This is a genomic window from Bacteroides sp. Phil13 (assembly GCF_001940965.1).
In the GTDB taxonomy this organism is placed as follows: Bacteria; Bacteroidota; Bacteroidia; order Bacteroidales; family Bacteroidaceae; genus Bacteroides; species Bacteroides intestinalis.
The window spans coordinates 110,939-125,199 of sequence record NZ_MSHA01000034.1; the positions used below are offsets into that span (position 1 = coordinate 110,939).

The window sequence follows — 14,261 nt, forward strand, 5'->3', positions numbered from 1 at the left end:
AAGATAGCTGCCTTGGGGAGGAGAAGCAAATTATCTTATAGACAAAACTGACAGATTACTGAATAGATAAAGCATTGATTTTAAAAGAAATAAATCTTTTACACTTAAAATCAGTATAGACAAAAGTTCAGAAACGGCGCAAAAAATCATCCAAAGTTTCATTGTTTTCCGTCAGCCCCAACTTATCCCGTCTCATACGTTGTTTCTTACGGCTAATCGAAGTACGACTAATACAATAGATATCAGATAAATCCTTGATACTAACATTTATTTTCACCAGGCAACAGAAATACACATCCTTCATACTTAATCCCGGGAACGCTTCTAACAACCTCACAGAAAACCGATCATAACTTCCATCCACCGTTTGACGTATATCTTCCCACTCTTCATCAGATAAGGCTATACGCCTATTTTGACTGTCACTTTCTTCGTCGGAAGCCTCTTCTTCTTTCTCTAAAGAAGGGATTTTATGAAATGACTTCATTCGCCGGAAAAGTGATTCGCGAAGCATACTCTCTTTTTCACGTAGCATATTCAACTCCTCTGATTGCTGCAATAATTGCTCCGTCTGGCTCAAACGCAGAGATTGCTCACGCCAAAGCTGCTTATACATCTGGCGTTTGCGACGCTGCCAAACAATATAACCTACCGCAAATGCTACTACAAAACAAAGCCCTAAGCTCAAAAGCCCGATTTCACGCCTCTGCTTGTCTATTTTCAGACGATTCAGTTCATTTTCGAGCTTAGCCTTCTCATATTGTGTCCGATTCTCAAAACTTTCTTCTCTCCTCAGCTCATTCACAAGATGCTCATTGGCAGCAAGTGCCGCATAGAAAGAGCAGCTATCTTTTCCCTGTGAAAAATACAGCATTTTCAATCGTCTGGACGCCTCTGCAGCAACCCATCGATTTAATGATATAGATGCTGTACGGTAATATGTAACAGCCGAATCGTATTCATTGACACCTGCCCAAAGATTTCCTTTTGCCAAATGATAGTAGGGTACAACTGTCCTATCATTCATATTTTTCCGTATTAAATCCATTACTAACACTCCTTCCCGAAAACGTCCGGCAGCAGCATAAACTTTGGCCACTTCCTGGCAAATAGAGCTATATTGCCATTCATTTGCCATACGACTGGCTTTCAAAAAATAGGGCATAGCCTCATCTAACATCCCTCTCGACGAATAAATAAAGGCAATAAAACGATTCACCTGCGCTTTGTCCCCCTCACGTTTAAAAAAGTTTTCAGCCAATTGCATGTAAAACAATACACTATCCATATTGGCAGAGTTATGAGAAGCTGCTCTTCCTTTATTAAACAGATTCAGACCAATTGCAAAAGAATCGGGCACTATCCGTGAAGGGGCAGTATACAATTCTTTTCCCCCTCTTCCGCAAGAAAGAAGGACAATTAGTATCAAAAGCAGGAGTAGCAGTTTCTTCATAGTATTGAACGATTATCGATTACGCTTCAGGAATATACGATCTGAAATAGTGGCGGGTAACTCCCTCTCATAGTGAGTAACCATAATCATCGTTTTATCCTGCCGACGGCAAAATGCCTCGATTACTTTCTTCACCCGGCGACGGTTATAAGTATCCAAGCCATGCAAAGGTTCATCCAATATCAGTAATTCCGGATCTTTTACAAAAGCTCGTGCCAATAGTGCTAGGCGTTGCTCACCACTGGATAATTGCAAGAAAGGTTTATCTTTAAGGGCGGCAATACCAAAAATATCCATCCACCATTCACAAACAGACATTTGTTCTGCCTTCGGACGTTTATACAATCCAATGCTGTCATGCAGGCCGGAAGCAACAATCTCAATAGCCGGCAAATTCTTCAAATAGGCGCGGTGCATTTCAGGGCTGACATACCCGATGTGTTTCTTTATTTCCCAAATACTTTCACCTGTTCCCCGTTTTCTCCCGAACAGGCTGATATCACAAGCATATGATTGGGGATTATCGGCACATACAAGACTCAATAAAGTCGATTTACCAGCCCCGTTTTCTCCACTCAATGCCCATTTTTGTCCACGCATCACCGTCCAGTCCAGTTCTTTCAAAATAGTGCGATCGCCATAACGGATACTGACTTTATTCAGTTTTACCACTTCATCGGAAACATAATTGGTATTATCATAAGGCAAATCGATAATGCGTTGTTGCAAATCTTCGGGTACAGGTATATCTGCATTCCGAAATATAGTAAGGTATTGATCACGTGGCATCATCTGTCCTACTGTACGATTTGCTATTGGTAGTACTTTATCTATATATGCGGGAATATCATCCACCATAGAGAGTATCAGGATAAGTTGCACGGCAGACCGTTTAGCTAATCCTTCCAGCAAGGTATTCAGCAGCTCACGGGTTTGTGCATCCAATCCAATGAAAGGATTGTCCATGATAAGCACACGAGGAGCGGTAAGCAGTGCTTTCACTAACTGAAATTTGCGCAACTCGCCGCTGGAAAGAAGAATCATCGGCTTATCCAGCATAGGTTCGATGCAAAATAATTCAAAAAGTTCTTGTTTTAGGGCCTCATCCCTAACTGCTCCCAACATATCCTTAACTAATGGTACATCATCATGGTCATGAGTATTCCAGCGTTGTTGATAATAATAATTAGCATCCGCCGAACCGTATGTATCACGGAAAGCAATGTATTTGACATTATCATAGACCGTTTGTGATGCAGAAGGAGAAAAGTCATAAGTAAGTGTCCCTTCTTTCAATGGATATTTCCCGATAAGCATATCTACCAAAAGGCTCTTTCCTGAACCGTTAGGCCCTACAATAGCAATGTGTTCGTCTGCAGGAAAAGAAATGGAAACAGGTGCAGCCAATCGCACAAGCGGATTACGTGCCACCCCTCCATTCAAAGATATAGTATATGATTGCATCATTGGAGACATATTTTGTTTTATAATGCCGCAAAGATACCAAGTTTTCCGGTTTTACTTACCCTAACAAACAGACAGTTTACGCAAATTGCCTATTTTTAAGCAAGTAATCTGAAAGTAAAACTGATAATATAGCATCATATCTATAAAAATATCGCCCTTGCCAGTATGGTTACTTACAAGGGCGATATTTTTTATAGATACTTATTTATAAATAATAAGTGCAGATTGTGCCGGAACCAGCACTTCCGAACCATAAAGTGTACCCAGTCCATTTTCATTTATAAATCCATCCTTGCATACCACTGTGTATTTGCCTTCAGGCACAACCAGCTTTGCCGGCTCTTTACGAGAATTCAGTGCCACGATAATATCTTCCCAAGCATCTCCATTAGCATTCTCCTTCAAGCGATATGCAACCAGATTATTACCCTCTACCGGAAGGAATTCCAAATGTTTGCGCACCAGTTCCGCATCTCCCATACGGAAAGCAGGATGATTTTTACGCAACTGTATCAAACCTTTATAATAAGCAAATACATCAGCATATTCAGCTTTGCGTTTCCAATCGATCGCATTGATAGAATCAGGACTCTGATAACTGTTATGTACCCCTTTCTTATCACGCATCACTTCCTCACCTGCATAAATAAACGGTATGCCTTGTGAAGTAAATACCGCCGTCTGTGCCAGTTTATCCAACTTGACAAGTTCCTGCGGTGTAATGCCTGGAATACTTACATTCAGCCTGTCTACCAGACACATATCATCATGACAAGATACATAGCTGATCATCTGCGTCGGCTGTTCAGCCCATGAAGCCTTACTGTAATTCACTGAGTCATTATCCACCTGCGGATGCTTGATGGCACCCACAATACCAAACTTAATACTCTCCTCTCCACCGGGAAGTCCGGCAAGGAAAGCACCTTTGTGGTTATCATTGAACGGACCACGCAGAGCATCACGCATTTCATCGGAGAAAGCGGCAATACCGGGCATCCGATACGTATTCATCTTCATAGCCAGAGAGTCCTCCGGCATTTGAGGAGCCTTAGCCGCCCATCCTTCACCATAAATAATGATACTCGGATCAACCGCCGTAGCAGCCTTGCGGATTTCATTCATTGTTGTAATATCATGAATTCCCATCAGGTCAAAGCGGAACCCATCAAGATGGTATTCGTTAAGCCAGTGCAATACAGACTCTACCATATATTTCCTCATCATAGGACGGTTACTTGCCGTTTCATTACCACAGGCAGACCCATCAGCGAAGCTACCGTCCGGCATCTGACGATAGAAATACCCCGGTACTGTACGTTCAAAATTACTTTCAGCAGTGTTAAATGTATGATTATACACTACATCCAGCACCACCCGGATGCCGGCCTTATGTAAAGCCTGCACCATTTGCTTGAATTCCTTAATACGAATAGAAGGATTATAAGGATCGGTAGAATACGAGCCATCAGGTACATTATAGTTCTGCGGATCATATCCCCAATTATATTTATTTTCATCCAATTTCGTTTCATCCACCGAAGCATAGTCATAAGACGGTAAAATGTGAACATGTGTCACACCCAGTTCTTTCAAATGATCAATACCGGTTGCCAGCTTCTCAGGGCTAAGTGTACCTTCTTCCGTCAGTGCCAGGAATTTACCTTTATGCTGAATGCCCGATGAAGGATCGATAGAGAAGTCACGGTGATGCATTTCATAAATAACAGCATCGGCCGGAGAAGCCAAAGCCGGTCGCTTATCTTGTGCCCAACCTTCAGGATCGGTTGCCCTCATGTCAATGATAGCAGCACGTTTTCCATTCACCCCTACCGCTTTCGCATTGATGCCCGGAGTATCTCCCAGCCATTTATCCTTGATTTTCACATTAAATGTATAGAATTTCCCTATCAGGTCTTTTTCCACCTTTGCCGTCCAAGTTCCTTCCTTATCAGATACCATGGAAACAGTCTCATAAGCATGGCCGCCATCACCTGCATCAAACAGCATGAGGCGTACTTCATCGGCAGTCGGCGCCCACAATGTAAAATTCGTAACTTCGGGAGTATACTCCATTTCCGTCAGACTACCCGAACGAACGGGATACAACTCATAAGACGCGTACTCATTCTTTGCCGGAGCACAGCTGACAACTGTCGCTGTGGCTACCCCAATCAAGGCAAGTTCATTCAGTTTCATGGTGGTTATTTTAAGTTTTAAGTATTAAATATCAGATTTTATTTCTTCACTTTATCCGGGTTCTTGGCTATAAAGTCTTTCCATCCGTGATATCCTTTCTCTACTGTGGGACGCCCCATTTGCAAAAAATGGCAATAAGCAGCAGCCAGCCCGTCCGTAGCATCCATAAATGTAGGCATATCTTCCTTTGCAAAGTGAAGCATACGTTGCAACATATCTGCTACCTGCTCCTTGGAAGCCTGGCCATTTCCAGTAATAGCCATTTTTATCTTAAGAGGGGCATATTCCGTAATAGGGATATCACGGCTGAGGGCAGCAGCCATAGCAACTCCCTGAGCACGCCCCAGCTTCAACATAGATTGTACATTCTTACCGAAAAAGGGAGCTTCAATAGCAAGTTCATCAGGCAAATAACTCTCAATGATGCTCAACACCCGTTCGTGTATATGGCGTAGTTTAAGGTAATGGTCACCAAACTTGCGCAGGTCAATAATACCCATAGCAATCATTTCAGGCTTTGTCCCCACCACACGCAGCACTCCATATCCCATAATGGTAGTACCGGGGTCGATACCTAAAATAATCTTTTCTTTAACCGGTTGTATCACTCAATTACCTCCATCAATGTAGGAAAGCCAACCACCTTATCCTGGAATATTTTAACCAGCTCATCGTTCAACTTCACCCCTTGCTCCATGTGCCAGCGATGCAGAATGGCGGAGTTTTCCACTTCAAACTGAAGGGAATAGCATGTGCTGCCCTCTTCACGATGGCTCAGTACACGGACAATACGCGGCGTATGCAATGCACCGGTTTTCTCTACTTCGGGTAAATAGAATTCCTTTATCCAAATCAGGAAGTTATCTTCCTGTCCTTCTTCCACTTGATAGGTTGTATTATAGATCAGCATATTTTTTCTTTCAATTTGTTTCGCAAACATAGCAATTATTTCAGAATAATGCATTATATTTGCGCCACCAAAACAAGAGAAAGCTCGCAAACGTTAGCGAAAGATCGAAAAGGGGGGGGTTAGCTCATCTGGCTAGAGCGCGACACTGGCAGTGTCGAGGTGATCGGTTCGAGTCCGATACTCTCCACAAAAATAAAAGCTGCATTCAAGACCGAATGCAGCTTTTTATTTTTACATCACTGTTTCACTGTAGTTTAAACGTCACAGGTACTGTAAACTTGCAGCGTACAGGCACACCACGCTGTTTACCAGGTATCCATTTCGGCATAGTAGAAATTACACGGACTGCTTCTTTGTCCAGATAAGGATCGACACCTCTTATCACTTTCACATCTACAATGCTTCCGTCTTTATTAACAACGAACTGCACCGTTACACGACCCTGAGTTCCATTCTCTTGTGGAATAGTAGGATATTTGATATTCTTGCCCAAGTACTGTAAAAGCCCGGCTGTGCCCCCATCAGGAAATTGCGGATTTTCTTCCACAATCACAAAAATGTCATCTTCTACCACCACTTCTTCATCCACTGTAACCGGTATGTGCTTAATCACTACATCTTCACCTGTTTCCTCCGAAGAGGCAAAATTAGTTTCCTCTGCAGTATCGTCATCATCTATTATCGTCAAAACATCATTAATAGGAGTTACCTGAGGTGGTGGCGGAGGAGTTACTTCAGGCTGCCTTGTAAGAGGGATCTCCATGTCCTGCTCAAATACATTCTCGGTGATACGACCACTCGTATCAACCCTGACATCACGAGTCCATTCGAATGCAACGAACATGAAGGCGAGTACAGTTACATAACCGACAAGCAGCCACGTTGGCCTCTTGTTTTCCAGGTTTGCTTTGGGTGTTTTTTTGGTTTCCATAGTTTACAAATTAGTTACCGCATAATGTTTACTTGTTAAAATTGAACATTATACAGATGTTGTTAGTAATACGAAAACACTTGTGGCCACTATTTTCTGTATTAAAGGTAGTTGAATAACTGTTAAGTTGTTATCGGAGAGATTCATAAATATGCTTTTTTAATATCTGTTTGACAAAATTGCTTAGCAAAAAGATTATTTACGGCAGAATGCTTAAGATTAGTAAAAAAACAGTTACCTTTGTCGGACTAATTAATTCTAAAGATGAAACAAACAAAATCAGGGAAAAGTGAAATCATACTGAATACACTAAGCCCTTATGATTCAAAGGTGCAACGCTATCTTTCTCTCTCTAAGGAAATCGAGCAACTGATGAATAATGCAAAAGATGAAAATGAGGGATGTGTTTCTATTGAGCTGGTGGCAGAATTCTGTGTATTGCAGGAAGAGCTTTATCAAGAAGCACTAAAGAAGCATAAAGAAGAGGCTAACTAACCTCCGCTACCGTCAGTATAACAAGACATATAAAAAAGCCGGAAAATACCTGAGGCATACCAACTCCGTGTCAAGTCCGTACCAACTCCGTACCTTCTCCTTGTTCTTAGACACGGACTATGTACGGAGCAGACAGGGAATAGGTAAGAATCAGACCTGCAAAACCTCCGGGAATAAATTCATTTCCACATCACATATAGCCTTTTTCCTTGTATCCGATTAATTTTATAAAAAGATTGCAACCGGAATCATGATAAAGTTGTATCTTTGCACCGTTTTATGTATTTCGGAAATAAATAATAACGACGATATGATAGATAAAATCAACCAGCTTCTGCAAGAAGTGGAAGCACTGAAAGCTGCCAACGCCGAGGAACTGGAAGCGCTCCGCATCAAATTCCTTAGTAAAAAAGGTGCAATCAATGACTTGATGGCGGATTTCCGTAACGTGGCTGCCGAACAGAAAAAAGAAGTCGGCATGAGACTGAATGAACTGAAGAACAAGGCACAGGAAAAGATTGCTGCCCTGAAAGAACAGTTCGAAAGTCAGGATACAGGCTGTGATGATATTGACCTCACACGTTCCGCTTATCCGATAGAATTGGGTACGCGCCACCCGCTCACCATCGTAAAGAACGAAATCATCGATATATTTGCCCGTTTGGGATTCAGCATTGCCGAAGGCCCGGAAATTGAGGATGATTGGCATGTCTTCTCTGCATTGAATTTTGCCGAAGATCACCCTGCACGCGATATGCAGGATACTTTCTTCATTGAAGTTCATCCCGATATTGTATTGCGCACACACACCTCATCCGTACAAACCCGCGTAATGGAAGTTTCACAACCTCCTATCCGCATTATTTGTCCGGGACGTGTATATCGTAATGAAGCCATCAGCTACCGTGCACACTGTTTCTTCCATCAGGTTGAGGCTTTGTATGTAGACAAAGATGTATCTTTCACCGACTTGAAACAGGTTTTGTTACTCTTTGCCAAAGAGATGTTCGGTGAAGATACTAAAATTCGTTTGCGTCCGTCTTACTTCCCGTTCACGGAACCCAGTGCGGAAATGGATATCAGCTGTAACATTTGCGGTGGAAAGGGTTGTCCGTTCTGCAAACATACCGGCTGGGTTGAAATCCTCGGTTGCGGTATGGTAGATCCGAATGTATTGGAAAGCAACGGCATCGATAGTAAAGTATATAGCGGATATGCCCTCGGTATGGGTATCGAGCGTATTACGAACCTGAAATACCAGGTGAAGGACCTTCGTATGTTCTCTGAAAACGACACAAGATTCCTGAAAGAATTCGAAGCCGCTTACTAATAACCGACATATACCGGGCGAATGATTATCCGCTCCTACAATGATATGCCATTCCGGATATCACAAAACCAGTAGGCGATACATAATCATTCGCCCGGATATATTTTCTTAGTTCTTACTCAAGCTGCCCATTATGAAAGATAGACTTGTCACTCCCAGCTATTGTTTTATTCTTGCAGCCAACTTCCTGCTGTACTTCGGCTTCTGGTTGCTGATACCGGTACTTCCATTCTACCTGTCCGAAGTATTCAGTGCCGGAAATTCAACAATCGGCATTATTCTTTCTTGTTATACTGTAGCAGCTTTATGTATCCGTCCCTTTTCCGGTTACTTTTTGGATAGCTTTGCACGTAAGCCTTTGTATCTGATGGCTTATTGTATCTTTATGACCATGTTTGCCGGATACATCATTGCCGGTTCGCTTACGTTATTCATACTGTTCCGTATCATACAGGGCGTATCGTTCGGAATGGTAACCGTAGGCGGTAACACAGTGGTCATCGACATCATGCCTTCTTCACGACGCGGAGAAGGATTAGGATACTATGGACTTTCGAATAACATTGCAATGGCGGTAGGCCCGATGTCCGGATTGTTCCTGCATGATGCAGGAATGAGTTTCACAACCATATTCTGTTGCTCACTGGGCTCATGTATGGCAGGCTTCGTTTGTGCCTCTCTTGTCAAAACACCTTATAAACCGCCTGTGAAGAGAGAACCGATTTCTCTTGATCGCTTTATATTATTGAAAGGTATTCCGGCAGGCATCAGCTTGTTACTGCTTTCGATTCCTTATGGAATGACAACGAACTATGTGGCTATGTATGCCAAGCAGATCGGTATCAATGCCACCACAGGGTTCTTTTTTACCTTCATGGCTATAGGTATGGCTATTTCGCGTATCTTCTCCGGAAAGATAGTGGACAGGGGTAAGATAACACAGGTTATCTCTGCCGGACTGTATCTCGTAGTATTCAGTTTCTTCCTGCTTTCAGCGTGTGTATATCTTATCAGCTGGAACAACCTGTTATGTACTGTTGTTTTCTTTGCCGTAGCCCTGCTGTTGGGAGTAGGTTTCGGTATCATGTTTCCGGCTTACAACACCCTGTTTGTCAACCTCGCCCCCAACAGTCAACGTGGTACTGCCACTTCTACCTATCTGACTTCCTGGGATGTAGGCATTGGTATCGGTATGCTGGCAGGAGGATATATTGCGGAAGTCAGCACCTTTGATAAAGCTTATTTGTTCGGGGCTTGCCTCACCATTGTTTCTATGCTCTACTTCAATGGAAAAGTGGCTCCTCATTACCATAAAAATAAATTGCGATGAGAAAAAAAGAACGTTACGAAAAAATTCTTGCCTGGTTTCGGGAGAATCGTCCCGTAGCCGAAACGGAACTGCATTACGAAACTCCATTCCAACTGCTGATAGCAGTTATCCTCTCTGCCCAATGTACAGACAAGCGGGTGAATATGATTGTTCCACCGTTGTATCGCGACTTCCCTACCCCGGAAGTCCTTGCTGCCAGTACACCGGAAGTAATATACGAATATATCCGTAGCGTATCTTATCCTAATAATAAAGCAAAACACCTGGTGGGTATGGCACAAATGTTGGTGAAAGACTTCAACAGTGAAGTGCCCGATACACTGGAAGAACTTATAAAATTACCCGGTGTAGGACGCAAGACAGCAAACGTCATCCAATCCGTTGTATTTAACAAAGCCGCAATGGCAGTAGATACTCATGTGTTCCGTGTAAGCCACCGCCTCGGACTGGTTTCGGACGCATGTACCACGCCGTTCAGTGTAGAGAAAGAACTGGTGAAAAATATCCCGGAAGCGGATATTCCCATTGCGCATCACTGGCTTATCTTACATGGAAGATACGTCTGCCAAGCACGTACACCGCAATGTGATAAGTGCGGTTTGCAATTGATGTGCAAATACTATTGCGAGAAGTATAAAGTTAGCAAAGAGAAGCCGAAAGATAAAGAATAAACGACGGATTCATAGCAAAAGAAAGAAATAAATGCTAACTTTGCGCTCACGAAAACGAATTAATAACACTTTTAAATAAAATAGAGTATTATGACAATTGATCAATTCAACTTTGCCGGTAAAAAGGCATTCGTTCGTGTGGACTTCAATGTACCTCTGGACGAAAACTTCAACATTACAGATGATAACCGTATGCGTGCTGCTCTTCCTACGTTGAAGAAAATTCTGGCTGACGGTGGTAGTATAATTATTGGTTCTCACCTCGGTCGTCCGAAAGGTCCGGCTGACAAATTTTCACTGAAACACATCCTGAATCATCTTTCCGAATTATTGGGTGTTGACGTACAATTCGCTAACGACTGTATGGGCGAAGAAGCTGCTGTTAAGGCTGCTGCTCTGCAACCGGGTGAAGTGCTGTTGCTCGAGAACCTTCGTTTCTATGCTGAAGAAGAAGGCAAACCCCGTGGTTTGGCTGAAGACGCTACAGACGAAGAAAAAGCTGCTGCTAAGAAAGCCGTTAAAGAAAGCCAGAAAGAATTCACCAAAAAATTGGCTTCTTACGCTGACTGCTATGTAAATGACGCTTTCGGTACAGCTCACCGCGCACACGCTTCTACAGCTTTGATCGCTAAATATTTCGACAAAGACAGCAAAATGTTCGGTTACCTGATGGAGAAAGAAGTGAAAGCTGTTGATAAAGTATTGAATGACATCAAACGTCCGTTCACTGCTATCATGGGTGGTTCTAAAGTTTCTTCTAAAATTGAAATTATCGAAAATCTGCTGAGTAAGGTTGATAACCTGATCATCGCAGGTGGTATGACTTATACTTTCACCAAGGCTATGGGTGGTAAGATCGGTATCTCTATCTGCGAAGATGACAAACTGGATCTGGCCCTCGAACTGATAGAAAAGGCAAAAGCAAAAGGTGTAAACTTGGTATTGGCTGTTGATGCAAAAATTGCTGACGCTTTCTCTAACGATGCTAACACTAAGTTCTGTCCGGTTGACCAAATTCCTGATGGTTGGGAAGGTCTGGATATCGGTCCTGAAACAGAGAAAATCTTCACAGACGTTATCAAAAACTCTAAGACTATCTTGTGGAATGGTCCGACAGGCGTATTCGAATTCGAAAACTTCACTCATGGCTCACGTGCAGTAGGCGAGGCTATCGTAGAGGCTACTAAGAATGGTGCATTCTCACTTGTAGGTGGTGGTGACTCTGTAGCTTGCGTTAACAAGTTTGGCTTGGCAAGCGGTGTTTCTTATGTTTCAACAGGTGGTGGTGCATTGCTTGAAGCAATCGAAGGAAAAGTTCTTCCGGGTATCGCTGCTATCAACGAATAAGAATAAACATTATCATACCAAAAGGCAGCTCTTTGAAAAGAAGGGTTGCCTTTTTTAATCTTATATTTTTATAGTAAACGATCATTTATCTTTCCTAACACATTTATCATAGAAATGAAACGAACTTTGTTATCCTTTGCTTTCCTACTTTCCGCACTGATAGCAACAGCACAAGATGCATGTTTGAACGACGTAGTAAATACGCTCAAAGATCGTATCAGCCTCTCCGGTTATGCACAGGTGGGTTATACTTACGATGATGCTGATGGCAGCAGTAATACGTTCGACATCAAGCGGGTTATCTTCATGGCACAAGGTAAAATTACCGACCGTTGGTTGTGCTACTTCATGTACAGCTTTGCCAATACTGGAAAAATCCTTGAAGCATATACCGAATATAAATTCCTCCCGCAACTGACTGCCCGCATCGGACAATTCAAAACCATGTATACCATTGAAAACCCAATGTCTCCTTGCTATGTGGAACTAATTAACTGCTACTCGCAATCTGTCAATTATCTGGCTGGTATCAATGGCAGTGATCCTTTGTATGGTTCCAGTAGCGGACGTGATATGGGACTCCTGATCTATGGTGATCTGTTTGGAAAACTGGTGAACTATAATCTTGCGGTAATGAATGGGCAAGGTATCAACCTGAAAGATAAAAACAACCAGAAGGATATTGTAGGCAGCCTGATGGTTCATCCACTCGACTGGCTGTCTGTAGGTGGTTCTTTTGTAAAAGGGAAAGGATGTGCTGTGGCCGTATCCAGTCTCACTCCCGATATACAGGTAGGCGAAAACTATACCCGTAACCGTTGGTCGGCAGGTGCAGTCATTAAAACTAAACCGGTGGATGTACGCACGGAATACTTGGCCGGAAAAGACGGACGTATCAAAAGTGACGGTTATTATGTAACAGCATCTGCACATGTATTCCCGAAAGTAGATGTAATAGCATCTTATGATTATCTTAATAAGAGCAAAATACTTGATGATAAGCAAAGTAATTATGTAGTAGGTTTACAATATTGGTTCTATCCTAAATGCAGGGTACAGGCACAGTATACATACTGCAACCGCCATATCGGAGATAACAGTAATCTGCTGCAAGCTCAATTGCAGGTGCGTTTCTAAAGAAAAACCTTATATACCATGGACTACACCGAAATTCTGAAAGAAATATACGAGGAGATACAGCCATACGCCCAAATGGGTAAACCGGCAAGCTATATTCCTGAGTTGCTGAAAGTCAACCCTGATCGCTATGGTATTTGCCTGCGTACTATTGAAGGAAAAGAATATGCCCAGGGAGACAGTGACGAGCGTTTTGCCATACAAAGTATTTCGAAAGTATTCTCTCTTGCGATAAGTTTCAGCCGGATGGGCAATGAACTCTGGAAACGTATAGGTGTAGAACCATCCGGTAATGCATTTAACTCCATTTTCCAGCTGGAAATGGAGAAAGGGATTCCCCGCAATCCTCTCATCAATGCGGGAGCATTAGTAATGGCAGACATCCTGCTTTCAGTACTCGATGATCCGGAAAAGGATTATCTCGCTTTCGTACGAAAACTCTGCGGCAACAACCAGATTCAATATAATGAAGGTATGGCAACTTCCGAACGTGAATATGGCTATCTGAATGCAGCCATTACCAATATGCTGAAATATCATGGAAATATAGAAAACGATATTGAGCGGGTACTTCACTTTTATTTCCTTCAATGTTCCATAGGTATGAGTTGCCGGGAACTGGCACGTTCTTTCCTTCCTTTCGCTGATCATACAAGACCGTTCAGTTTTGATGGAATCGAACTGACGACTTCACAAGTAAAACGTATCAATGCCATTATGCAGACTTGCGGTTTCTATGATGAAGCTGGGGAATTCTCTTATCTGGTGGGGTTACCCGGGAAAAGCGGTGTTGGTGGCGGTATTGCAGCTGTCTGCCCACGTAAGTATGCGGTAGCAGTATGGAGTCCGCGACTTAACCCTAAAGGTAACTCTGTAATGGGGATGAAAGCCCTTGAATTACTGACTACCAAAACAGCTATCAGTATTTTCTAAGTCCCCGAACTTTTTGGCATCATTTTTGTACCTTATATTAATAAAGTATTAAAGAAAG

General features: G+C 42.6%; 13 protein-coding genes and 1 tRNA gene. 8 read left to right on the forward strand and 6 right to left on the reverse strand.

Going from position 1 to position 14,261, the window contains the following annotated elements; translation table 11 throughout:
* Positions 1–127: 127 nt before the first annotated feature.
* The 5 genes from BWI44_RS06065 to BWI44_RS06085 all read right to left on the reverse strand — a co-directional run bounded on the left by BWI44_RS06065 (position 128) and on the right by BWI44_RS06085 (position 6,029).
* Positions 128–1,453 carry a tetratricopeptide repeat protein gene (locus tag BWI44_RS06065; RefSeq protein ID WP_195208236.1) on the reverse strand — a complete coding sequence of 442 codons (1,326 nt, stop codon included), beginning with the start codon at positions 1,451–1,453 and terminating at the stop codon, positions 128–130.
* 12 nt (positions 1,454–1,465) lie between these two features.
* A complete protein-coding gene (locus BWI44_RS06070; protein WP_044534321.1) occupies positions 1,466–2,917 on the reverse strand; it encodes an ATP-binding cassette domain-containing protein in 1,452 nt (483 codons plus the stop codon).
* A gap of 204 nt (positions 2,918–3,121) precedes the next feature.
* A complete protein-coding gene (gene pulA, locus BWI44_RS06075) occupies positions 3,122–5,119 on the reverse strand; it encodes a type I pullulanase (protein WP_138291289.1) in 1,998 nt (665 codons plus the stop codon).
* A gap of 38 nt (positions 5,120–5,157) precedes the next feature.
* Complete coding sequence (gene ruvC / locus BWI44_RS06080) at positions 5,158–5,727, reverse strand: crossover junction endodeoxyribonuclease RuvC (protein WP_195208237.1); 570 nt, start codon at positions 5,725–5,727, stop codon at positions 5,158–5,160.
* On the reverse strand, positions 5,724–6,029 hold the full coding sequence (locus BWI44_RS06085) for a DUF4286 family protein (protein ID WP_044155282.1): 306 nt from the start codon (positions 6,027–6,029) through the stop codon (positions 5,724–5,726). Before BWI44_RS06085 ends, ruvC begins: the two co-directional genes overlap by 4 nt.
* 113 nt (positions 6,030–6,142) lie before the next feature.
* On the opposite strand from BWI44_RS06085, the gene BWI44_RS06090 reads away from it, so the two are divergent.
* A tRNA-Ala gene (locus BWI44_RS06090) sits at positions 6,143–6,216 on the forward strand.
* 57 nt (positions 6,217–6,273) lie between these two features.
* Here the strand turns inward: BWI44_RS06090 and BWI44_RS06095 are convergent.
* Positions 6,274–6,960, reverse strand: coding sequence for an energy transducer TonB (locus BWI44_RS06095; protein ID WP_138291290.1), 687 nt, complete (start codon positions 6,958–6,960; stop codon positions 6,274–6,276).
* 264 nt (positions 6,961–7,224) lie between these two features.
* Between BWI44_RS06095 and BWI44_RS06100 the strand changes: the two genes are divergently transcribed.
* The 7 genes from BWI44_RS06100 (at position 7,225) to BWI44_RS06130 (ending at position 14,203) form a co-directional block, all read left to right on the forward strand.
* Entirely contained in the window at positions 7,225–7,455 is a 231-nt protein-coding gene (locus BWI44_RS06100) for a hypothetical protein (protein ID WP_007664376.1), read from the forward strand.
* A 310-nt stretch (positions 7,456–7,765) separates the two neighbouring features.
* Positions 7,766–8,785, forward strand: a complete 1,020-nt coding sequence (locus BWI44_RS06105) for a phenylalanine--tRNA ligase subunit alpha (RefSeq protein WP_286812074.1) — start codon at positions 7,766–7,768, stop codon at positions 8,783–8,785.
* Positions 8,786–8,918: 133 nt separating this feature from the next.
* Positions 8,919–10,115, forward strand: a complete 1,197-nt coding sequence (locus BWI44_RS06110) for an MFS transporter (protein WP_195208238.1) — start codon at positions 8,919–8,921, stop codon at positions 10,113–10,115.
* Positions 10,112–10,786, forward strand: a complete 675-nt coding sequence (gene nth / locus BWI44_RS06115; protein WP_022392808.1) for an endonuclease III — start codon at positions 10,112–10,114, stop codon at positions 10,784–10,786. Before BWI44_RS06110 ends, nth begins: the two co-directional genes overlap by 4 nt.
* Before the next feature lie 87 nt (positions 10,787–10,873).
* On the forward strand, positions 10,874–12,133 hold the full coding sequence (locus tag BWI44_RS06120; RefSeq protein ID WP_085930026.1) for a phosphoglycerate kinase: 1,260 nt from the start codon (positions 10,874–10,876) through the stop codon (positions 12,131–12,133).
* A 114-nt stretch (positions 12,134–12,247) separates the two neighbouring features.
* Complete coding sequence (locus BWI44_RS06125; RefSeq protein WP_195208239.1) at positions 12,248–13,270, forward strand: porin; 1,023 nt, start codon at positions 12,248–12,250, stop codon at positions 13,268–13,270.
* Positions 13,271–13,288: 18 nt separating this feature from the next.
* Positions 13,289–14,203: a glutaminase gene (locus tag BWI44_RS06130; protein ID WP_007664383.1), complete on the forward strand. Its 915-nt coding sequence runs from the start codon at positions 13,289–13,291 to the stop codon at positions 14,201–14,203.
* Positions 14,204–14,261 lie beyond the last annotated feature (58 nt).